This window comes from Acinetobacter vivianii (genome assembly GCF_014635885.1).
Lineage (GTDB): Bacteria > Pseudomonadota > Gammaproteobacteria > Pseudomonadales > Moraxellaceae > Acinetobacter > Acinetobacter vivianii.
In genome coordinates, this window is the sequence record NZ_BMDR01000004.1 from 139,645 (window position 1) to 161,891 (window position 22,247).

The 22,247-nt window shown below is 41.1% G+C and carries 18 protein-coding genes; 13 read left to right on the forward strand and 5 right to left on the reverse strand.

The window, feature by feature from the left end; all coding sequences use genetic code 11:
- Nucleotides 1-7 precede the first annotated feature (7 nt).
- The 11 genes from IEV36_RS09630 (at nucleotide 8) to IEV36_RS09680 (ending at nucleotide 14,091) form a co-directional block, all read left to right on the forward strand.
- A complete protein-coding gene (locus IEV36_RS09630; protein ID WP_005258724.1) occupies nucleotides 8-2,656 on the forward strand; it encodes an ATP-binding protein in 2,649 nt (882 codons plus the stop codon).
- A gap of 11 nt (nucleotides 2,657-2,667) precedes the next feature.
- On the forward strand, nucleotides 2,668-3,366 hold the full coding sequence (locus IEV36_RS09635) for a response regulator (protein ID WP_004773575.1): 699 nt from the start codon (nucleotides 2,668-2,670) through the stop codon (nucleotides 3,364-3,366).
- Between the two features lie 175 nt (nucleotides 3,367-3,541).
- On the forward strand, nucleotides 3,542-3,754 hold the full coding sequence (locus IEV36_RS09640) for a hypothetical protein (RefSeq protein WP_032810794.1): 213 nt from the start codon (nucleotides 3,542-3,544) through the stop codon (nucleotides 3,752-3,754).
- Between the two features lie 91 nt (nucleotides 3,755-3,845).
- Entirely contained in the window at nucleotides 3,846-5,723 is a 1,878-nt protein-coding gene (locus IEV36_RS09645; protein WP_005258723.1) for a potassium transporter Kup, read from the forward strand.
- A 204-nt stretch (nucleotides 5,724-5,927) separates the two neighbouring features.
- Nucleotides 5,928-6,113 (forward strand): hypothetical protein, encoded by a 186-nt coding sequence (locus tag IEV36_RS09650; RefSeq protein WP_004773573.1) that lies wholly within the window; start codon nucleotides 5,928-5,930, stop codon nucleotides 6,111-6,113.
- Nucleotides 6,114-6,299: 186 nt separating this feature from the next.
- Entirely contained in the window at nucleotides 6,300-9,152 is a 2,853-nt protein-coding gene (locus IEV36_RS09655; protein WP_005258722.1) for a type VI secretion system Vgr family protein, read from the forward strand.
- Nucleotides 9,153-9,154: 2 nt separating this feature from the next.
- Nucleotides 9,155-10,840, forward strand: coding sequence for a polymorphic toxin type 15 domain-containing protein (locus tag IEV36_RS09660; RefSeq protein ID WP_005258721.1), 1,686 nt, complete (start codon nucleotides 9,155-9,157; stop codon nucleotides 10,838-10,840).
- Nucleotides 10,837-11,523, forward strand: a complete 687-nt coding sequence (locus IEV36_RS09665) for a GAD-like domain-containing protein (RefSeq protein ID WP_032863946.1) — start codon at nucleotides 10,837-10,839, stop codon at nucleotides 11,521-11,523. Before IEV36_RS09660 ends, IEV36_RS09665 begins: the two co-directional genes overlap by 4 nt.
- Before the next feature lie 73 nt (nucleotides 11,524-11,596).
- Complete coding sequence (locus IEV36_RS09670; protein WP_005258719.1) at nucleotides 11,597-12,283, forward strand: GAD-like domain-containing protein; 687 nt, start codon at nucleotides 11,597-11,599, stop codon at nucleotides 12,281-12,283.
- Between the two features lie 73 nt (nucleotides 12,284-12,356).
- Nucleotides 12,357-13,043: a GAD-like domain-containing protein gene (locus tag IEV36_RS09675; protein WP_005258717.1), complete on the forward strand. Its 687-nt coding sequence runs from the start codon at nucleotides 12,357-12,359 to the stop codon at nucleotides 13,041-13,043.
- A gap of 151 nt (nucleotides 13,044-13,194) precedes the next feature.
- Complete coding sequence (locus IEV36_RS09680) at nucleotides 13,195-14,091, forward strand: PoNe immunity protein domain-containing protein (protein ID WP_005258712.1); 897 nt, start codon at nucleotides 13,195-13,197, stop codon at nucleotides 14,089-14,091.
- Between the two features lie 90 nt (nucleotides 14,092-14,181).
- Here IEV36_RS09680 and IEV36_RS09685 read toward each other — a convergent pair whose 3' ends face one another.
- Complete coding sequence (locus IEV36_RS09685) at nucleotides 14,182-15,555, reverse strand: NAD(P)/FAD-dependent oxidoreductase (RefSeq protein WP_005258711.1); 1,374 nt, start codon at nucleotides 15,553-15,555, stop codon at nucleotides 14,182-14,184.
- Nucleotides 15,556-15,631: 76 nt separating this feature from the next.
- Complete coding sequence (locus IEV36_RS09690; protein ID WP_005258708.1) at nucleotides 15,632-16,384, reverse strand: hypothetical protein; 753 nt, start codon at nucleotides 16,382-16,384, stop codon at nucleotides 15,632-15,634.
- Nucleotides 16,385-16,465: 81 nt separating this feature from the next.
- Here IEV36_RS09690 and IEV36_RS09695 point away from each other — a divergent pair, with 81 nt between their 5' ends.
- Both IEV36_RS09695 and IEV36_RS09700 read left to right on the forward strand, forming a co-directional pair.
- A complete protein-coding gene (locus tag IEV36_RS09695) occupies nucleotides 16,466-17,062 on the forward strand; it encodes a TetR/AcrR family transcriptional regulator (RefSeq protein WP_005258707.1) in 597 nt (198 codons plus the stop codon).
- A 296-nt stretch (nucleotides 17,063-17,358) separates the two neighbouring features.
- Nucleotides 17,359-17,766, forward strand: a complete 408-nt coding sequence (locus IEV36_RS09700) for a hypothetical protein (protein ID WP_005258706.1) — start codon at nucleotides 17,359-17,361, stop codon at nucleotides 17,764-17,766.
- Nucleotides 17,767-17,808: 42 nt separating this feature from the next.
- On the opposite strand, the gene IEV36_RS09705 is transcribed toward IEV36_RS09700, so the two are convergent.
- The 3 genes from IEV36_RS09705 to IEV36_RS09715 all read right to left on the reverse strand — a co-directional run bounded on the left by IEV36_RS09705 (nucleotide 17,809) and on the right by IEV36_RS09715 (nucleotide 22,237).
- Nucleotides 17,809-19,818 (reverse strand): esterase/lipase family protein, encoded by a 2,010-nt coding sequence (locus tag IEV36_RS09705; RefSeq protein WP_005258704.1) that lies wholly within the window; start codon nucleotides 19,816-19,818, stop codon nucleotides 17,809-17,811.
- A 417-nt stretch (nucleotides 19,819-20,235) separates the two neighbouring features.
- The gene (locus tag IEV36_RS09710; protein ID WP_005258702.1) at nucleotides 20,236-21,111 is read right to left on the reverse strand and encodes a phytanoyl-CoA dioxygenase family protein; all 876 of its coding nucleotides are present in this window, start codon (nucleotides 21,109-21,111) and stop codon (nucleotides 20,236-20,238) included.
- A 205-nt stretch (nucleotides 21,112-21,316) separates the two neighbouring features.
- On the reverse strand, nucleotides 21,317-22,237 hold the full coding sequence (locus tag IEV36_RS09715; protein WP_004773546.1) for an alpha/beta hydrolase: 921 nt from the start codon (nucleotides 22,235-22,237) through the stop codon (nucleotides 21,317-21,319).
- Nucleotides 22,238-22,247: the final 10 nt, after the last annotated feature.

The window sequence follows — 22,247 nt, forward strand, 5'->3', positions numbered from 1 at the left end:
CGTAATTATGCAGATCGACCGTAATCATAAAGCGGATGCATGGCTGGCACATAGCCAGCGTGAACAGTCTGGACGTCTGACCATATTCTTGGGGGCTGCGCCTGGCGTAGGGAAAACGTATGCGATGTTGACCCGAGCGCATGAGTTGATGCAGCAAGGGCAGCAGGTTGTGGTTGGATGGGTTGAAACACATGGTCGATCTGATACCGAACGTTTGATTCAGGGGCTAAATGTTATTCCTCGAAAGACGGTGGAATATCAGGGGCGAATGCTGGAAGAGATGGATCTCGACCAAATTCTCAAGCTGAAACCTGAAATTGTGCTGGTTGATGAGTTGGCACATCGAAATGTGCCGAATAGCCGGCATGAATATCGCTGGCAGGATGTGAATGAATTATTAGATGCGGGTATTGATGTCTATAGCACCTTGAATATTCAGCATCTGGAAAGTCTCAATGATGTGGTGTATCAGATTACGGGGATTCGGGTCAGCGAAACCGTACCCGATGCGTTACTAAAACGTTTGAAAGATATTCGTTTGGTTGACTTGCCTGTGCCTGAGTTATTAGAACGGATGAAGCATGGCAAGATTTATTTGGCAGATGTTGCACCACATGCGCTACAAGGCTTTTTTAAACCTGCTCATTTGACCGCCTTACGTGACTTGGCGATTCAAACGGTGGCAGGACAAGTTGAGATTGATTATCGGGAAAAGTTTGTCACCCAAGGACAGATCATTCCGATTCAGAATCATGTTATGTTGGCGATTGATGGTTCCGCATTTTCGGAGGACTTGGTACGACGCGCGCATCGTATTGCAGAACGACGCAATGCAACCTGGAGTGTGATTTCGATTCAAAAGAGTCAGACTTCAAATACCCAATCCTTTGCGGTGACCAAGGCATTTAATCTGGCACGTAAACTGGGCGCAGATACTTATTTGCTCTATAGCAATCATATTGCAGCGACTATTTTACAGGCAGCTTATGATTATGGAGCATCAAATATTCTGCTTGGCAAAAGTCCTCAAAAATCATTATGGCAACGGTTGTTCTCAGATCATATTGCTGATCAGTTGTTAGAAAAGCAGCATCCTTTTGAAATTACTTTTGTTCAACCTTTAAAAGCTAAAGATCACGCAATTAGGCCACAGGAACAGAGTGAGCGTTCGTTCTGGCCGAGGCAAGCACTGAATTTTCATCCGCGTGAAATGATTGAAAGCATTTTGATTGTGTTGCTGGGCTTAATCGCTGCAACAGTAAGTGATCATTTTATTGGTTATAGCGAATTGGCTTTAATCTTTGTGGTCACGGTACTTGTAGTTGCAATGCGGGCAAGGATGTTTATCACGATCATAAGCGTTCTGATTTGTTTCCTGCTCTATAACTATTTATTTATTGAACCGCGTTTTACCTTGCGAATTAGTGCCGAGCGTGGGGTGATAACGATGATTATCTTTATCATTTCAGCCTTGCTGGTGGGGCGTTTAGCCAATCAGTTACGTGCTCAGGTATTGAGTTTACGTGCAGCGAATTCTATTTCCGTACAGCTTCAGGAGCTGGAGCGAAAATTATCCAGCTGTGTTGATCTTGAGCAAGTTTTAAATGTCGCCAAACAACATTTAGAAAGTTCGTTGAATGCGCTGGTCTGGCTTAGAATCGGAACACAAGAGTCGGGAGCGGATCCTCTATTCAATGAAAAAGACCAGATTGCGGCAAACTGGACACAGAAAAATGCCAAGCCTTGCGGGCGCTCTACCAATACTTTGACTCAATCCGAATGGTGGTTTAATCCGCTGAATCTGGTGGGTGGCTTTGGTGTGATTGCGATACGCTTTCAGCAAAATGCAGAAAGCATCAGTTTTGAACAGCAACGTCTGGCTGAATTGATGATTGATGATATTGCCCAAACGGCTTCGCGAGTACAGTTAGCTTTGCAACTGGAAAATTCTCGTGTGGTTGCTGAGACTGAGAAGTTGCGTTCTGCATTACTGTCTTCGGTCTCGCATGATTTACGTTCGCCTTTAGCCGCGATGATTGGTTCTGCAGATACGCTGAAATACTACGGCGAACAGATGCCTGAACAAGATCGCCATGAACTGTTAGATACCATTCATGTCGAAGGTGAACGCTTGGATCGTTATATTCAAAATTTACTGGATATGACCCGCTTGGGCCATCAAGGTTTAAGCTTAAGCCGAGACTGGATCGGTGTTGAAGAGCTGATTGGATCTGCCACACAACGTCTGAAACGCTATCAACCACACGTGAATATTGATGTGTCCTTAACCGAAGATTTACCTCAGCTCTACGTGCATCCAGCTTTAATTGAACAGGCGATTTTTAATGTATTGGAAAATGCGGCCAAGTTTTCGCCTGATGATGTGCCCATCAAAGTAACAATCAAACAAGAGGATAATTTCTTACAGATTGATATCGAAGATCAGGGTGTCGGGATTCCCGAAGATGAACGCGAGCAAATCTTTGATATGTTCTATACCATGCAACGTGGAGATCGTGGTAAAACAGGAACGGGTCTAGGGCTTGCCATCGTAAAAGCCATCATTGGGGCGCATATGGGCAGTATAGAAGCTTTAGCGGGAACTCATGCTCAAGGCACTTTAATTAGAATACGCTTACCACTTCATCAGGATTAAAATCATTATTTATGCCGCAAACATTAAATCAGCATGCTTCTATTCTCATCATTGATGATGAACCCCAAATTCGGAAATTTCTGGATATTGCTTTGCGTGCGCAAGGGTATTCGGTACATGTCGCTGAAAATGGGATGAAGGGACTAGAGAGTCTAGCGACACGTGGTGCAGATCTGCTGATTCTGGATTTGGGTTTACCCGATATGGAGGGACAGAAGGTTTTAACCGAATTACGGCAATGGTCAGATATTCCTGTGATCGTATTATCTGCACGACCCGATGAAAATCAGAAAATTAAATTGCTGGATGCAGGTGCAAATGATTATGTGACCAAGCCCTTTAGTATTCAGGAACTGTGCGCCCGTATCCGTGTGATGTTTCGCAATAAACCACAACATGCAGAACAAAATACGGTATTCAACGATGGTCAGCTTTGGGTGGATGTGGCAGAACATAGCGTCACCTTGGCGGGGGAGGAAATTACCTTAACCAAGAAAGAATTTCAGCTTTTAGCCCTGTTGATTCGTCATCAAGGCAAGATTGTGACCCAAAAACAAATCATGACTGAGTTATGGGGGATTACCCATGAAGAAGACACTCATTACCTGAGAATCTTGGTAAAAAAACTCAGAACAAAAATTGGGGATTCAGCGCTGAGCCCAAAATATATTTATACGATAGCAGGTGTTGGGCTGCGTTTTCTGGGCTGATTTTTTAAAACATCATTTAAATGACTTTGATCCTGCGTGAATGGATGAGCAGGGCGGGCAAACTTTGTCTAATTAAAGTCGATGGACGAGAGGAAAAATTTACGCAAATTTTACGCCTGTAACTTTTTAAGATTATTAAAATGCGATTTTGGAGATCGTTATTATGGGTAGGTGAATGGGTTTCTTTAATACGGACAGTCAAAGCAATCATTTCCATAACATGGTTCTAAATCAAAAAAGCGTATTTACAGGTTACAGCACTGAAGTTCTGGTTGAAAAATATCCCGTAAAGCCTGCTGAAATACAAAAAATAATTGTTCAGATTTTAAAAGAAAGAGGATACACCTCGATAGAAATACAGCAGATGCTTAAGTTGCAAAGAGCTTAGCGTTGCAGAATCTAGAGCAAAGAACTGAACTAATTTAAATCACGCATTGTTAAAAATGTTGCCTGCCATAACATGATATAGAACATTCATTATGCAAAGTACTGTAAAAAAAGCTGCATTACCAGCGACTGCATTAGCAGCCTTAGGCGTGGTCTTTGGTGATATTGGAACCAGTCCTTTATATGCTTTAAAAGAGTCTTTTCATGCCGCGCATGGTTTAGCGATTCAGCCTGAAAATGTATTGGGCATTCTCTCGATTATTTTCTGGTGTTTAATGCTGATTATCAGTATTAAATATATTGCAATCGTGATGCGTGCTGACAACAATGGCGAAGGTGGCATCATGGCTTTACTCGCCTTGAATCTGCGTAAAGCTAAAATTACAGATCATAAAAAGATTTATCTGATTGCAATTGGTTTTATCGGTGCTTCTTTATTTTTCGGCGACGGTATTATCACGCCAGCGATATCCGTGCTTTCGGCAGTTGAAGGTTTATCTATTGCCACGAATGCGCTTGATCCTTTTATTATTCCCATCGCGCTGGTGATCGTGATTACATTATTTTTAATGCAAAAACATGGTACCGCTTTTGTGGGGAAATTCTTTGGCCCAATTACGCTAGTCTGGTTTCTCTCGCTGGGGTTGCTTGGTATTGCCAGTGTGATACAGACGCCGTTAGTGCTTGGGATGATTAGTCCGCATTGGGCGATACAATTTATTTTTACCCATCCTGTACAGTCTTTTTTTATTATGGGCGCCGTGGTCTTAACCGTAACTGGAGGCGAGGCGCTCTATGCTGATATGGGACATTTTGGCCCTCAACCTATACGGTTGGGATGGTTTAGTGTGGTACTTCCATGTCTGGTTTTAAACTATGCAGGACAAGGTGCATTACTATTGCGTAATCCTGCTGCCATTGAAAATCCTTTTTATTTGCTGGTGCCGAGTTGGGCGTTATATCCCATGATTATTCTAGCGACAATGGCTGCGGTGATTGCTTCGCAGGCTGTTATCTCTGGTGTATTTTCTTTGGCGCGTCAGGCCATACAATTGGGGTATTTACCGCGCTTAAGTATTAAGCATACCTCAGATTTAGAGGCAGGCCAGATTTATGTACCTTTTCTAAACTGGTTACTTTTAGTCGCAATCGTGGTGCTGATCTTGATTTTTCAAACCAGTTCCAATTTAGCCAGCGCTTACGGTCTTGCGGTCACCTTGACCATGTTGTGTGACACGATTTTGGTTGCAGTCTTTATTTACTATGCATGGAAATGGAGCTTGCCAAAAGTTCTACTTTTGATTATTCCTTTCTTCTTGCTGGAATCTGTTTTAGTCGCGGCGACATCTTTAAAAATGTTCTCGGGCGGTTGGGTACCTCTTCTTATTGGTGGTATCGCAATAACAATATTGATGACGTGGAAACGAGGGCGGGAGCTTACTTTTGCCAAGCTTGAGCACGATACATTGTCACTGGAGTTATTTGTCAAAAGTATCGGGAATAGTGTACTGCGTGTACCTGGCGATGCTGTATTTCTGACGGGCACGCCAAATGTAGTTCCGCATTCGATGCTGCATAATCTTAAACACAATAAAGTCTTGCATGAGCGTAACATTCTCGTGACAGTCGTGGTAGAAGATATTCCATTCGTCTCACATGAAGAACGTATCAGTGTTGAAACTCTGGATGAGCATTTTTATCGTATTAAGATTTTCTATGGGTTTAAAGACGAACCTAATGTGCCGCAGGCATTGGTTCAGGCTTATGAGCAATTAGAGTTTGAATATGATGTGATGCAAATCAGCTTCTTTATTTCACGTGATCGTATTGTGCATAGCGTCGGGGATGGAATGTCACCTTGGCGTGAGCGCTTATTTATTTCGATGCAACGTAATACCAGTCCTGTTAGTGACTTTTATCAAATTCCAACCAATCGTGTCGTGGAGTTGGGGAGCCAGATTGAAATTTAATTGGTGATTTAAATAGTTGCTTCAACTGCATCATGTGTGGTGCAGTTTTATTCTTTTTTATAGATGAGAAAACCTCGATATAAAATATTGTGTTTTAGGTGCTAATGTATTTTCTAAGTTGTTATACGGAAAAATACTGATAACAAAACATTGGTTGAAAAATAGGCTGATTAATTTTATTTTTTTATTAAAAAGGAGTGAATTATGAAATATTTTTTATTGGTGGTGACGTTGCTAGGCAGTGTGGGTCTTACGGCTTGTGCTGTACATACGCGTGAGGGAAGTATCGTTGTTGATCCTGAAGGCCGACTCAATGATGGGCGTTACTATGACGGGCATGGAAATGGTCGTTTCTGTCCTCCTGGACAAGCCAAGAAAGGCAACTGTTAGTATATTTTAGAGAATTAATTAGCTCATCTAAGGACGGGCTTTTTATTTTTTATATTGATTTTAATTTTTGATATTCCGCTGTAAAAAATGAGTGACGTAAATTGTCATAAACAGACAGAACCGTATAGACAAAGAATCCCTATACTTTGTAAAATGCACTAAATTTAAGCGTAAGCCTATAAGAAGATGTTGAACAATATATTTCAAGCCTTAGACAGCTTAGGGCTTACTGCACAAAAACGCGCCTTACATATTTTATTTTCAAATTCAGATTTAAATACGCAAGTCTTCCTACAGCGTATTGATGGTCAACACCAAATCAATGCTGGTGTGAAAGCCGAACTCATTTGCCTGTCAACCAATGCCACTATTCCCCTCAAACAATTCATTGGTAGTCAGGTTGCTGTTGATCAGGTCACAGATACAGGGCAATTGTTCCGTACTACCGGTATTATTACCCAAGCTTTGCAGGGGCAATCGGATGGTAGTCTGACAGTCTATAAACTGACTTTAGAAGACCCGACTGCACTGTGGAAACATCGCAGAAACAGCCGTGTTTTTATGGCAAAGACTGTGGTCGATGTGGTTCAGACCATTTTTAAAGAATGGCAGGAAAGAAGCCCATTATTCGCTTCTAGTCTGACTTTGGACTTAACTGGACTCAGCCAGCAATATGATGTCCGTCCATTTATCATGTCCCAAAATGAAAGTGACTATGATTTTCTGACGCGATTGATGCGTAGTGAAGGCATTAACTGGCTGATTGATGAAGCACAACTGACAGTATCGAATTCAAGTAGTGCCATTCAGCCGCAACGCTTGAGACTGATTGATGATAATGCCCAGTATCAAGCGTTGGATCGACGTAAAGTACAGTACCATCGTAGCAGTGCAACGGAACAATTTGACTCGATTACTAGTTTTAATGGCAATCGTTCCTTACAGCCGACTTCGGTGTATGTGAACCGTTGGCAGCCTGATGCTTTAGATATGGATGAAGGCACAGGTTCAGTTCTCACCACCCAGCAGCATTCAGAACAGCATGATGCAAATAGTCTGGGACTGGAGGATGCATGGCACTTTACCCCAGCATGGATGCAAGACCTGAACAAGGAAGATGGTGCAACGCCTTCAGGTAATCAACAGGTTGAACGTTTCAATCAAAATCTCAGTCATTACCATAATGCGCAGGCCAAGCAATTCATTGCCCAATCGACCTTACGTGATGCACAAGTGGGTTACTGGTTTGAGTTGAATGATCATCCCGAAGTTGATCAGCATGATGGGGCAGATAAGGAATTTCTGATCACAGGCAAGCATTTCTATAATCAAAACAACCTGCCTAAAGATTTACATCAACAAATTGATCAGCTATTGGCACAGAGTCACTGGCAACCTAAACAGTTCAATACAGGTAACACAGAAGAACGCCAAGCCAATCAGCTCACACTACAACGCCGTCAGATCAAGATTGTTCCAGAATACAATCCACAGCAGCATCACCCCGAAGCTCATCCGCAACGGGCGAAAGTGGTCGGGCCAAGTGGTGAAGAAATTCATGTCGATGAATGGGGCCGCATTAAAGTCAGATTCCTGTTTACTCGAGCAGATGATCATAGTCATGATGTTGGTGCAGGTGCCAATGACAATGATACCGATTCTGCATGGATCGATGTACTGACGCCGTGGGCAGGTGAAGGCTACGGCGCACGTTTCTTGCCAAGAATTGGTGAGATCGTGGTGATCAACTTCTTTGATGGCAATATTGACCGTCCCTATGTGGTCGGACGAATTCATGAAGCACAGCGTAGCCCAACTAAATTCGATAATGCAGGTAAGCTGCCTGATACCAAGAAACTGGCAGGGATTAAATCCAAAGAATATCAAGGCGAAGGCTTTAACCAATTGCGTTTTGATGACACCACGGGTCAAATCAGCGCGCAACTACAAAGTAGCCATGCTGCCAGCCAACTGAACCTCGGTAAGCTTAGCCATCCAAAAGACAAGGCTGAAAGTGAAGATCGTGGAGAAGGCTTTGAACTGCGTACTGACCAATGGGGGGCGGTGCGTGCAGGACAAGGCTTACTTGTTAGCACACAAAAGCAGGATCAGGCACAGGGTGAGCATCTGGATGCACAGCCAGCCAAGCAACAGCTTGAAGGCAATCAGAGCAATGCCAAAGCATTAAGTGAAGTTGCCAAGAATCAGCAAACGGATGAAATTGAATCATTAGAACAGTTAAAAGACTTTGCTGATCAGATTCAGGACAAGATCGCAAAATTTGAGAAAGCACTATTATTACTCAATTCACCTGCGGGAATTGGTCTGAGTACTAGTGAAGATATTCATCTTTCTGCGGATGGACAGATCAATCAGATTGCGGGCGATAGCATTAACCTAAGCACACAAAAAAATCTGGTTGCCCATGTCCAGAACAGGATTAGCCTGTTTGCAGCACAGAATGGGATCAAGCAAGTCACTGCTAAAGGTAAATTTGAAGTGCATGCCCAATCGGATGGGATAGACTTGCTTGCCAAGCAAGGGATTCAAATCATTTCCACCGAAGACCGCATTGAAATTACCAGTCCTAAAGAAATTGTATTTACCGCGCAAGGTTCGCAACTCAAGCTGAATGGCTCTGGAATTTTTCCTGTGACAGGGGGCAAATTTGAGGTGAAGGCGGGGCAGCATTTGTTTATGGGAGGAAGTACAGCAAAACAAAATTTACCAATTTTGCCAGCTCTCTCAATACCTAAAAATCTGCTTGAATTTAGAAAGGTATATGCAGATGGTACGCCTAGTCCTAACATCCCTTATACGATTCATTTGCCTGATGGAACTACGCAACAAGGTAAAACGGATTCAAATGGTATGGCATTTTACTCTGATCAAAAAAATGGACGTGCTGTTATTGAATATGGTGATGACAGAAACCCGTTGGAGTCAGCATTAGAAATGAAATTTGAGCAAGAGTTAGATAACTTATTTAAAACTGAAATTTTTGTACTTCCACTTGTAGACGATCAACCAGAAGAATAATTATGGATATGTTACAGACACTTAGTGGTTACCAAAATCAAATTCAGAGAAGCTTTGATCAATCTATCAGTGGTTTGCAATCCAATTTTAACCAAACCGCACAATGGGTAGAAAAGGAGCTGAATGAACTTATCGCAGAATATGGTAAGTCATTGGATGGCGCTCAAAGCTGGGTTAAAAGTTTCATTTATGGTGAGTTCAATACAGATGAACGTCCTGTTTCTGTCATTGTAACTGAAATGCTCGCAGGTTTTGTTCCCGGGACGGTTCTTGTATTTAGTGCCCGAGATGCGATCGCTGTTATCATGAGGATGCTAAACGATCCAAAGAAACAAGATGAAGTGCAGGAATGGATGCTTTTAGCTGTTTATTTACTGCCATTTGTTTTAGTTGGTGCGACTGCCGCGACAGGTGCTGCAACAGGCGGCGCTGGAGGTGCATTTTTTGGAGGTGTTGGTGCAGCTCCAGGTGCTGGGGCAGGCGGAATTCTCGGTGGTGCTGTTGGAAGTGAAATTGGAAATGTTGTTAAGTGTGTAGGACTTTTTCTTATTAAAAGAACACCCCATTTAGCAACGATTATTTCTAAACTTAATGGCTTTATGAAGGGCAATGTAGTTCCAACCTTGAAGAAGATAAAGTACTCCGATTACGCTAGTGCTGTTACGAATATTATTACCTCGATACTTAATCAATTACTTGGTTTGGTCAAACGTGTTAAGTCATTGTTGAGTTACGGTGCAAAGATCAATTGGATGGGCTTAGGATGGGCCAAATCTATTTACTTAAGAATGGAGCGATTTGAAGCGGTTTTAATTTCAATGATCCAGAAATCAGCGATCAAAATTAAACAGGGTTTTAAAGAGTTTGACGAACATCTACAGGACTTATTAAAGCAATCGGTCAAGTATGAACCCGCTTATGCCACGGTTGGAACCAAGGTAAAGCCCGTTCCTACACCAACACAAACTGTTAGACCTTCATACCCTCAGACTGCTAAAGCGAATGTGGTACATACAGCAGGCGCATCTAATAAAAGTGCATCAGGCACCAAAACACCTGAAAATGTACATCAGCCAAAAGTTAAAGAGCCGATTACCAAGAAGATGCCTGAGACAAAGGTAAAGTGCTTTAATCCTGTTAATACATCTTCTGCAAGAAAAAATGCGGATAAGATGATTAAAGAAAACTACCCGAAGGACAGTAACAGTCTAGCGGTTGAAGAATACTTAAATAAAGAGACTGACTGGCAGTTGGCAAATCAGCAAAAAGGTCTCAATGAGATGAGTGTAGAAGACTATATTGAAGGACGGAAGGCTTTTAATACAGAGGGGCGTGGTGGTGGTGCACCTGCTGAGCAAGCTAGAAAAAAATATGGGGCTGACCTTGCTGAAAAATATGAGAAAGAATATCAGCAACAAAATATAGGTGCTCGAGAAGCAAAGAAACTTGCTAAAGAAAAGTCAGGGCGAATCATGAATGAAATGGCAGCTCTACATAACCCTGATCAGCTTGTAGGTGGAGCAAATAAAGTTGATACTAAAGCAATTGGTTTAAAGAATGTCAATTCCTCTATTGGTAGTCAGTGGAAAACTAGGGTTCAAGCATTAGATGAAGCGGCAGCAAAAGTTCCTGTTAGTGAAAGAAGTACGACAGGGATGAATGCAAAACTGGAAAGGTGTAAAAAATGAGTGCGTTTATAATGGATGAGAATTTTGAAATTTTTTATCATGATGAAGGTTTTGGACCGCCAGTTTGTGTAGAGCCTGTATTAGAAGAAACTCTGAAAAAGTATCAAGGTAAACTACCAAATCAATTGCTTGAGTATTGGAGAGCTTTTGGTTTTTCAGGTTGGGGGAATGGATTATTCTGGTTGGTTAACCCAGAAGACTACCAAGATGTTTTGGATGCATGGTTAGAAAATATTGATTTACCGCCTCATGAAGAATATTTTGTGATTGCTCGTACAGCTTTTGGGGATTTAAGTGTATGGGGAACAATTCATGGTCGATGCTTTACTATTTCGGCGACGACTTCACAAATTTTTCCAAAAATGGAAAAAATGGAACAAGGTGAGGAAGACTTACTTATCAAGATATTTTTTTCATCAAAAGATAAAGACTCATTAGATATAAATGATTACAAAAACAAACCGTTATTTGATCGGGCTGTTAAAAAATATGGTGAACTGAGCAAAAATGAAATGTTTGGTTTTGAACCTGCGTTAGTCCTGGGGGGGGCAGTTAAACTCGAGAATTTACGTAAATTGCCGATTATTACGCATCTACAATTCTTGGCATCATTGGATACTCCACACATGATGTTGGATATAGGTAAGTTCGTGGATGAGCACGGTTTAGGAAAAGATGAATAAAGCCCGAAAGGGCTTTTCTTTATCCAGTTATATATTTTCTAAATGTATGTCTGCAAAATTACAAAGGTAGAAAATGAGTGAGTTTATAATAGATGAAGATTTTGATTATTTTTATAACGATAAAGGATTTGGTCCTCCTATTTTTTCGGATCATGTATCTGAAGATATTTTAAAAAAATATCAAGGGAAACTACCAAATCAACTACTTGAGTACTGGAAAGCTTTTGGTTTTTCTGGATGGGGAAATGGATTGTTCTGGTTGGTTAACCCAGAAGACTACCAAGATGTTTTGGATGCATGGTTAGAAAATATTGATTTACCTCCTCATGAGGAATATTTCGTGATCGCTCGTACTGCATTTGGTGATCTAAGTGTGTGGGGTACGTTGCATGGAAGTTGCTTTAAAATATCATCTACGACTTCGAATATTTATCCGAAAATGGAGAAGATAGAAGAGGGAGAAAGTGATTTTCTTGTAAAACTATTTATTTCATCAAGGACAAAAAAATATTTAGACTTTGATGATTACAAAAACAAACCGTTATTTGATCGGGCTGTGAAAAAGTATGGCGTATTAAAACCGAATGAAATTTTTGGTTTTGAACCCGCTTTGATTCTAGGCGGGGAGGCTAAACTAGAAAATGTGCGCAAGCTGCCAATTATTTCACATCTACAATTCTTAGCATCTTTAGATACACCAAGAATGATGTTAGATATAGGTAAGTTTGTAGATGAGCAAGGTTTAGGTAAAGATGATTAAAGCCCGAAAGGGCTTTTCTTTATCCAGTTATATATTTTCTAAATGTATGTCTGCAAAATTACAAAGGTAGAAAATGAGTAAGTTTATAATGGATGAAAATTTTGAAATTTTTTATCATGATGAAGGTTTTGGACCGCCAGTTTGTGTAGAGCCTGTATCAGAAGAAACTCTTAACAAGTATCAAGGCAAGCTACCAAATCAACTACTTGAGTATTGGAGAGCTTTTGGTTTTTCAGGTTGGGGGAATGGATTATTCTGGTTGGTTAACCCGGAAGACTATCAAGATGTATTAGATGCTTGGTTAGAGCATGTAGAACTACAGCCCCATGAGGAATACTTTGTGATTGGTCGTAGTGCATTTGGTGAGTTAAGTGTTTGGGGCACTATACATGGGCAATGTTTAACGATTTCAACTGCTATGAATCAAATATTTCCAAGTATGGAAATTATGGAAGAAGATGAGGGTGATTTACTAATAAGAGTCTTCATATCGTCTAAAGAGAAAAGATTCTTAGATCAAAAAGACTATAAGAATAAGCCTTTATTTGATCGGGCTGTGAAAAAGTATGGCGTACTAAAACCGAATGAAATGTTTGGTTTTGAACCCGCTTTGATTCTAGGTGGGGAAGCTAAACTAGAGAATGTGCGCAAGCTGCCAATCATTTCACATCTACAATTCTTAGCAACTTTAGATACACCAAGGATGATGTTAGATATTGGCAAGTTTGTAGATGAGCAAGGTTTAGGTAAAGATGATTAAACCCGAAAGGGCTTTTCTTTATCCAGTTTTAAATTTTATAAATGTATGCCTGCAAAATTAGAAGTGTCTAGATAGGCCTAAATGTATTTTTATAGTCTATTTGATTACTTCAGAATTTGTTTTACCGAATGACATGCTGGAGCGTTAATAAATGTCCATACAAGTAAATGAGCAGACAATAGATTGGCAAAAGTGGTTAAGTTTAGAAATAAAAGACCCAGCTTTATTTAGAGATAATTTGCTTGAACAAAAAATGTATAGCAAAAGATTTGATACATTTGTGAATGGGATATATTCCGTAACGGATGGTTTTAGTAATTATAAAAATGAAAAAAAATATAGTGGTTATATTGCAGCTGGTCAAAGAAGAATAATAGATGTTTTAGATTTGATTTCCTTACAGTATTCGGCAGGTGGACGCCTTGAATTTTTAAAAGAAATATATCCATATCTACTTCACTGGACAGAAGAGTACGCAGAAGCAAGCCATTTATACAATTTAAGTCCTGATGCTGATGGACGGTATGTTTGGCATATCAGTTTGGGAACAGAAGACTATTGGTATATTGCTTTGCGTCTGATTTGTTTTGGGCTATTGACTGGTTATGCGGATCAGATGGATCGGATTATGCCAATCATTGACTATGTAGAAGCAACGCCTGAAGGACAGGAAAAAGATGGATTAATTGAATGTTTAGTTGCTCCTTTTGTTGCAGAGCGTGGAACTCCACCAGATGAAGCAAGACGACATTTGCCTTATCGTAAGCTCATTAAAGTGTTTAATGCTTCACCTGAAAAGCGTCCAGCTTTAATGCTGCAATACCTAGAAGATTGGTATGAGGCGAGCAGCCGAGAGCCTTATTATGATCAACATCCTCAAACTGATTTAAGATCAGGAAGAGGTTACTATGGCTATTGGTCATGGGAAGCAGCAGCGGTAACGTGGTTGCTGGATATAGATGATACGTCATATCGTGAACATCAGTTCTATCCAAAAGATTTGGTTGATTTTGCCCGAATACATTCAAAAGTAGTTTTAGGTGATTAACTCCAACAAATCTCTATTTCATTTTGATTGTCATCGCTTTCATCAAATATAAGAAAGAGATTTGTTATAGAGCTTTTATTTAAAGATTTCTTATCTCACTGAATCTGTGGCAATAGAACGTGCTTTACGGTCCGTTAGACGATCATAAAAAGCAGCCGCTGAGAAAGCGGTTTTAAAAGCACACCACTGCAATGGCTCAGGGAGGGTCGAAGGCGTTTTATGATACAGGGCTGTTAAAATAGGACTCTCAACGCCTTTAATTTTCTCGGCAAGTAGCTGCCCCATAAAGGATTGAGTGGCAAGCCCATGTCCAGTGCAGCCAGCAACATAAATGATATTTTGATGCGTTCCTGTGGTGCCTACCACAGGCAGAAAATCATATGCCACGCTAACGTAACCACTCCAGCAATGCTTAATACCAAGACCTTGCAAGGTAGGATGACGTTCACGTAAGGTCTGTACGAGTGCAGCATAGGCATCTTGATCTGGTATGTTCGGGGTCTTTGAACCATAAACATAATTTAACTTCTTCACCGTCAACACCATCGTATTGTGTGCTGTGAGACGATGGCTCTCCATCATGAGATGCGGTGTAATAATTCCTTCTCTGTTCTGCCAACCCAAAGATGCCAATTGTTTTGGAGACAACTGTTGGGTTTCAATTGCTGATACGCGTATCGGCGCAACCTTATCACGTAGTAACCCCAACTGTGGTGTGAATGCATTTGTCGCCAATACCACGATTGGGGCAGTTGCACGACCCCGCGGAGTCTTGCAGGTTATTTCCGCGCCTTCACTGTAAGACAGCAAGGGCGTTTTTTCATAGAGCTTAACGCCTGCCTGAATTGCCGCACGACGTAAACCGCTGACATATTTACCAGGATTGAGCGTGCTGCCACGTTGCTCACTACCAAATAGAAACGCTGGCGGAATACCGCGAGCGCGCATTTCAGCTTGATCTACAAAGCGAGTGATTGAACCCAGTTCACGACCAACCTCCATACTGCGACGTAGCCATTTTTCCTGAGAAGGATCAATCGCAGCACGTATAATGCCAGAAGGATTGTAATCACATTGAATTTCCAACTCGGCTAGACGCTTTTCGACGTAGCACACGGCTTCGTCATAAAAATTCACAAATTTTCGTGCATGCTCAACGCCGACGCGTTTTGCGAACATTTCAAACTCAATTCCCATACTGCCGAGTAGATAACCAGCATTACGCCCGCTGGCACCGAAGCCACCAAACTCTTGTTCAAGCACAATCACTTTTGCACCACGGGCGGTCAGCTCAAGGGCAGTTGAGAGCCCGGCAAATCCAGCCCCAACCACAATGACATCAGCGCTGTCAGAACCTTCCAGTTCGGGTTGAAGATCATCAGGTTGCTCTATCCAGCCTCCCAGAAGACGAAAGGGTAAAGATTTAGGGTTGTAGTTCGCCATTTCTTCATTGATATGATTCATTTGCTATCCTTTTTTATCTTCACCGTACTCCTGTACGGTGTTTGATTTTAAAAATAATGATGCGGTGATGTATGGATTAGTGAGCTGGAACCAATGATGCTTTGGAAAGGGTCTGAGAACGTGCCAGTGCGTCATAGGCGTAATACAACTGGATGACCGCATAAGCCCAGGTAATGAATGCCCAAGTCATAAAGATCATATGCGTATCATCGCCAGGGATCGGGAAGAAGTCATAGACGATTGCGACGGCGAGGCTGACGATTAAAGTGAATGTTGTCGCCACGGCATGCAGAGTTTCCCCAGCACGTGCCAAGCAAAGAATGAAGTAGCAGAGATAGATCGCAAGAATCACCCACATGATGACGTAAAAATACGGGCGTATCCCGTCAAAGAAATCGGCCAAGAAGATAACAAAAGTGCCTGCGAATGCAGCGGCGAACAGCAGCACTTCCTTCAACGCTGTGGGTTTATAATTATGGGTCAGTGCCATTAAGCCCAGTACGGCAATGACGGGCATACCAAAGCTGCGTGAGAATGAATCCAGAAACATTGTAATTGAATAATGAACATGCCCACCCGTCAGCATATACAAGACAAAGTTTGTCGCAGAAAAAGCCACAATCCACCATTCTAGCCCAAGCAGATAGTTGTTCTTCTTGAGAAATTTTGCGCCGTAGATCCAGCCCGAAAGCGCCAATACAATACAGGCAACCAGCCCACAGATGTTGATAATTTCCACAATAGCGGCATGCAGCATTTCACTATCAGTTAAGATTTTTGCTGTTGTAGCGTCCATTTCGCTACCGACAGCAAGTCCAAGTATTTTCATGATATGACTTCCTTTAATTAATTGACTGTCATGTCAGTAAAATAATATGGTATGATTAATTAGTAAACATTTTTTTTATTTATGACGATGATGGAAAACAAGATAGGAAGACCGAGTAAAGCGCATGAACGGTCATATGAAATTCTTCAAGCTGCTGTTTCAGTCGTTGCTAGGGAAGGACTAGAAGGAATTACTTTTGCCAAAGTAGCGGAAGCATCAGGCATGCAACGCACGCTGGTACATCATTATTTTTCTTCACGTGCAGATTTAATCAATGCTTTCATTGAGCACTATATTGGAGAAATGGGGACAGCAATTATTCATCGGTTTAGTGGAAAACCATTGAGCGAAAGAATCGTCATGTTATTCACGCCCGAAGTTTATCGGAGTCAGGATGATTTGATTGTTTGGTTAGAACTGGTTGCGCAAAGTGCCAGAAATCCGTTGATCAAGCAGATGCTGCATGATCTATGGATACAGCATTGGCTGCCTGATTTTGAAAATCAGTTGGGACAGGAGTATCCAAACGCAACTCAAGATGCGATTAGTTCGACTGCTTACGTACTGGCTTGTTTATTTGAAGCATATTGGGGATTCAGTGTTCAAGGCGTTACGGATACACAGAAACAAAAGCAAATGGAACAAACTGTGTTAATGCTGTTGAATCGTTTAATGTGATTGCTTCAGCAGAATAAATTGAAAAAGATCGTTTAGGAAATGTGACAGTGGATTAAACCAGTTCTACGGACGCTTGATTTAACCTATCCGTGTATAGATGTAGTTTAGAGAGTAAATCATCCTTCATCTTATTAGGAATGGATTAGCTTAAATTAAGCGTTTTTGTGTTTGATTGAAATGATCAAAGAGAGATTGATTTAACTGTTATAAAGAGGCTCGTTCTTGTGAAAGAGGGTTACTTCTTCCACAACAATTAGTAAGATTAAAGACAAGAAAACTAATAATGCACGGTATCTATGAAGAAAAATTCAAAACTCGATCAAGATACATTATTTATTAAATTATTATTCAAATCCTCCTCCAACGTGACAGAGGATGAAATCGAGTACTATCGAAAATATCCAGATCAAATTGATCAAGTCACAGCGCCGATCAATATCCATAAAATCTTTTTATGGACTGGAGCATTATTAGGGATTTTGGTTGTAGCAATCGCCAAGTTTCTGAAATTTTCTGGCATGTTAGCATTCTTATCCGAAGGTGTGCTTGAGTTCGTTATCGATATCATTTATGAAAGTGGTATTGCTTTGATCGGGGCAGCAGTGACCGCTTATATGCTCGGTGTGTTACTCAATAAACAACAAGAAAATGCACTGAAATGGCGAGAAGAAATTCGTAAAAGAATACAGGAAAGCGAGCAATAAAAAGAAAAAAAGCTAAAGTGCTGTCACTTTAGCTTTGGATGTTTAGTTTTTCACTTTGTCTAAACCATGCTCGGTTAAATGTTGGCTCAAGATACGGCGAAGTTCCAATACCGTTTCAGGCTTTATTTGAATAGAATGCCCGCCTTTAATGATTTTCTCTGAAATCGCACCTTCTAAATGGGCACTTTTATAAGGAACAATGCCATCGGTTATCTTATCAGTATCATTACTTTTGGTGATATTCCCCATGATTGAATGAAAAACTAGACCTTCTTTAGGCTGTATACCCGAGGTGAGTTCCATAAATTCAGATTTATTACTCAGATCGCTAGGGCCATTTTGCAGCCTGTTATTGATGGTTCTGACAAAATCTTTCAGATCATCATCATAGCTTGTCAGTGTATCGGTTAATGTTTTTAAAAATGCTGAAGGTAGTCCAATAATCTTTCGTGCAGTGACGGTAAACCAGCGGTCGGCGTAGCTTGTTCCACGATGAGGCGCAGCGAGGAAAATGACGCGATCAAAGTTTGGAATCGGTTCCATCTTTAAGCGTTCGCCTATGACGGGATGTTTTCTCATCCGTGCTTGAACGTGGTTACTCATCATTGGTAAGGCTTTTTTTGAAATATCCGCATGACTGACTAAAAGGCGGCTAATAATTCCTCCCATGCTATGTCCAATCAAAACAGCATTTTGAGATGCAGGGTCTTGTGGATTGAGAGAGGCAAATGTTTGTTTCAGTAAAGCAGAAATCTGAAAGCGGCTTTCCAGAATAGGCATATTGGTTGAGTAAAATACCTGCCAGACTTGATAATGCTCACGTAGTGACTTATCGCCCATAATTTCATTGGTCACCGCAATCCACGCCTCTGGGCTGCTGGCCAGTCCATGGATCAATACAATCACTTTTTTATTCGGATTATAGGGTTCAAGCATATATAGATGAGGCATGGTCAAACGTTGATTACGGTCAATCAAGGTTAGATATGCTGCAGAGCCCAAGTTATTCTCCGCTAACCATAAACCATAGGGGGCAGAGAAGTTCGCAGCAAGGGAATATTCTTTATCTTCAATTTTGATCTTTTCGATATTGTAAGGATCATAGATTTTTATTTTGAAATCAGGCCGATTGAGTATCTCGCTGATTGTGGCTTGCTCATCGACTGGCTGGGCAATCAGCGTCGACGCAAGATAATGGGCTTGGTGGATATTGGGATTAACGCCATTTGGGTAAGCATAGTTCAGTGGATCAAGAATATAGGGATTTCCATTTTTGGAATCATTTTCTTTAGTGTGCAAAACTGCGACGAAATCTGCACCGAAACCATCACGACGGTTAATGGTTCTTAATCCAGAGAAATTCATGTTGTAGCTTGAGGTAAATTTCTCAAGCTTTTTACCTTGTAGTTTGGGATAGGAGTCAATATCAATCTTATAAGTACTTTCACCAATTTGAATACTGTCTGGAATCGTCGCTGATGAATTCTTCGCACTGTACACATTTACTAACTGGTTAAGTGCCTGATTATAGAAGTCCCGAATTTGCACCTGACGATTATCAAAAATACGGTCTTGAGGCTGACGAGAGGTCTTAAACAGATAGGCATAGCTGTACCGAATACTTTTATCTAAAGCTTGCAGTTGTTGGTCTAAACATTCATTCACCTGTGGGGCAGGTTTAGATTCTAATTTAGTGTTTTTATTGATTTTGCAATCATGTGAGTCTGCAAGAGTCAGAGCTTTAGAGAGATATAACTCGCTAGCGGCTGATAATAATTGTTCTGTCTGTACCTGAGGAATTTTTTCCAGATCGACAATACATGCATCTGGATTTTTCATGCACAGTTTCATGTCCATATCGGACATATAGAGCAGGTTCAGGCTGGCGCCACTTAATTTATTTTGAGTGAGAATACTGTTACGTTCATTGGCAATGGTGGTATGCAGTGTCTGTTTTTTTAGGCTAACCACCTGACAGCCACTTGTTACTAGAACGCTAAATACAGTCAGAATACACAGCGGCTGATATAGAGGAAATGTAAGTCTTTTCATAAATTGGCCCTTCGGCATTCTATCCAGATTGGGGGAGTTTTGATGCTGGTATTATTTTGAATGTTTGTGTAATGACGATTATTAAAGTGTGGAAACAGTGTGGAGATGAGAGAATTAATCAGCTTCGATTGAATATTTTAGCCCTATTACCGAAACCACTGACTCACGTTGACGTGAGGAAGGGTATATATAGGATTGCACAGAAGGTAAGTTAAAATATGCAGAGCACAGTTGCATATAAGCTCTTGCAGACCAGTGATTGATTTGATGGTCTAAATGAACTGATAAAGATGTAATGAAAATATTTAAAGCATTCAGAAATTTTTAAATATTGAGACAGTGATTGGTGATAAAAAGCGTAAGAAAACGTCGACTTGATCGACGTTTTCTTACTTTCCAATTTCTAGATACTAAGGCTTAGATAATCCCAGTGGTTTTAAACTCCTGAACATTTAACATATCGATTGGACTCATCATCTTGCCTTCATGTTCGACAAATCCGACAAAAGTGGTGCTCATATTCCAGCCGAGCAATCCTCTTAGCTCATCTGGGAAGCTTTTAATTGTTTCGGTGGAGAGAGATAAATAATGGTTTTCTTCCTGTCTGAGAAAGCCAAGATCATAAGACATCGTGAGTCCGATACGAGGTGCATGACTGACATTGGCACCTCCACCATGATAGGTCGAACCAATCCAGATTAAAGCATCTCCAGCTTTCATTTCAGCCGCGACGGTTTCGTCTTCTTTAGGTACTCTTAGATCATCCCACAAATGGCTGGCAGGAATGACGCGAGTCGCGCCATTTTCTTCTGTAAAATCAGTCACAGCAAACATAATCTGGACTCTGGCTTCACGACCATAACCCGGATGTTGCCACATCCATACTGTATCGTCACGATGTAAGGGTTGTGCTTTTTGACCTGGCCAGATCTGAATCGCTTGAGTCACACCCACCTGAATGTCTGGATAGAGTTCAATTCTATTTTCACCACTCCATGCCTGTAGTGGGGTTTGAAGAATCGATTTTGCGGTATCTAAAAATACTGGATTCATTGCCACCAAGGGCATTTGTGGCAAGCGTGCAAATAAACGGCTCATTCGGCGGGTCTTCGTACCTGCAAAATATTCATCTTCTCCGTCTGGGATCAACTCTAATTGCTGTGATAATGTTTGATAAATATCTTGGGTTATTTCATCATTTAAAAAATTTTCAATGATGACACCACCATCTCTTTTAATAATCGAAACGATTTCATCGATTTGTGTATCTTTGCTTAATTTGACGAGTGACATAAGATTTCCTTATCCATCCTGATTGATATGATTTCAAAGCATTTAAATGAACTGCTTTGTGATGCGATTGGTGTTCATACATAACGCTTCAGTTTTTAGTCTTCATCGCGATAGCTGATTAAATTTTTGAGGCTGTCGCAGAATGCTATGCGCTTATGTATGTATTTGAATTAAATGTTTTTCTACAATGAAAATTTATAAACTTTCATTTCTCTAGGGAGGGTGGAGCAAGTGTCTTTTTCAAGAAATTGATCTGATCAATCAGCACGGTTTCACCCCATGATTCGGTATAGAAATCAAAATGATCAATTGGATATTCCAGCAATTCAGCTGGGCCTTGAATTAGACGTGCTGTTTTTCGGGCTGGGTTCGGTGGTGCAATCTGGTCATTGGCACCCACTTGGATCAAGGTCGGGCATTTCACATTTTTTGCAAAAGCCACAGGCCGGTTGTATGAAACTTCCAGAGCTGCACGAGCACAGACTTCATTCCGCCAAGTCGGACCTGCCATAGAGGTATAGCTTTCTTCGGCACCGGGTGTGCTGATCATTGCAGCCGTACCGGGTTGTCCAACAATTGGAATGAGATGGGGAGGGCGTTGAGTGATGGCATGCATTAAATCTTTTATGCCATGACCGATTGCTGTCGATATCTGCTTTATTCCACCATATTGGAATACTTGTTTTAGAGCTGCTAAACCATCAGTTGCCGGATTCATGGAGACGACAGCCGATATTTTTGGATCTTGTGCAGCAACGACCACGACATGACCACCCGAATAAGACGTGCCCCACAGTGCAATACGACTTCCATCTACATGGGGTAAATTCCGTGCAGCTTCGATCGCGGCATGATAATCCTCTCGTTGTTGAATATAAGATACATGCTGTCTTGGTAGTCCAGCAGACTCTCCAAATCCACGATAGTCAAATGCGAAAGTATCAAAACCTGCCTGACTGAAAGGTTCGGCAAAATCGAGTAATCCCGTATCTTTGGTACCACCGAAACCGTTACCCAAAATAATACAAGGCCGTCCTTGAGAAGACTTGTATTCATCCGATTTTGCTGGGATGTACCATGCAGAACAGGTAATTCCTTTACTTGTAAATTTAATATTTTCCATCATATTTTTCCTT

Coding starts and splice junctions, on each gene's coding strand:
- IEV36_RS09675 (WP_005258717.1), top strand. CDS start 12,357: ATGAGTAAGTTTATAATGGATGAAAATTTTGAAATTTTTTATCATGAT.
- IEV36_RS09700 (WP_005258706.1), top strand. CDS start 17,359: ATGAAGAAAAATTCAAAACTCGATCAAGATACATTATTTATTAAATTA.
- IEV36_RS09665 (WP_032863946.1), top strand. CDS start 10,837: ATGAGTGCGTTTATAATGGATGAGAATTTTGAAATTTTTTATCATGAT.
- IEV36_RS09695 (WP_005258707.1), top strand. CDS start 16,466: ATGACGATGATGGAAAACAAGATAGGAAGACCGAGTAAAGCGCATGAA.
- IEV36_RS09670 (WP_005258719.1), top strand. CDS start 11,597: ATGAGTGAGTTTATAATAGATGAAGATTTTGATTATTTTTATAACGAT.
- IEV36_RS09685 (WP_005258711.1), bottom strand. CDS start 15,555: ATGAATCATATCAATGAAGAAATGGCGAACTACAACCCTAAATCTTTA.
- IEV36_RS09650 (WP_004773573.1), top strand. CDS start 5,928: ATGAAATATTTTTTATTGGTGGTGACGTTGCTAGGCAGTGTGGGTCTT.
- IEV36_RS09655 (WP_005258722.1), top strand. CDS start 6,300: ATGTTGAACAATATATTTCAAGCCTTAGACAGCTTAGGGCTTACTGCA.
- IEV36_RS09635 (WP_004773575.1), top strand. CDS start 2,668: ATGCCGCAAACATTAAATCAGCATGCTTCTATTCTCATCATTGATGAT.
- IEV36_RS09645 (WP_005258723.1), top strand. CDS start 3,846: ATGCAAAGTACTGTAAAAAAAGCTGCATTACCAGCGACTGCATTAGCA.
- IEV36_RS09715 (WP_004773546.1), bottom strand. CDS start 22,237: ATGATGGAAAATATTAAATTTACAAGTAAAGGAATTACCTGTTCTGCA.
- IEV36_RS09680 (WP_005258712.1), top strand. CDS start 13,195: ATGTCCATACAAGTAAATGAGCAGACAATAGATTGGCAAAAGTGGTTA.
- IEV36_RS09660 (WP_005258721.1), top strand. CDS start 9,155: ATGGATATGTTACAGACACTTAGTGGTTACCAAAATCAAATTCAGAGA.
- IEV36_RS09640 (WP_032810794.1), top strand. CDS start 3,542: ATGGGTTTCTTTAATACGGACAGTCAAAGCAATCATTTCCATAACATG.
- IEV36_RS09705 (WP_005258704.1), bottom strand. CDS start 19,818: ATGAAAAGACTTACATTTCCTCTATATCAGCCGCTGTGTATTCTGACT.
- IEV36_RS09710 (WP_005258702.1), bottom strand. CDS start 21,111: ATGTCACTCGTCAAATTAAGCAAAGATACACAAATCGATGAAATCGTT.
- IEV36_RS09690 (WP_005258708.1), bottom strand. CDS start 16,384: ATGAAAATACTTGGACTTGCTGTCGGTAGCGAAATGGACGCTACAACA.
- IEV36_RS09630 (WP_005258724.1), top strand. CDS start 8: ATGCAGATCGACCGTAATCATAAAGCGGATGCATGGCTGGCACATAGC.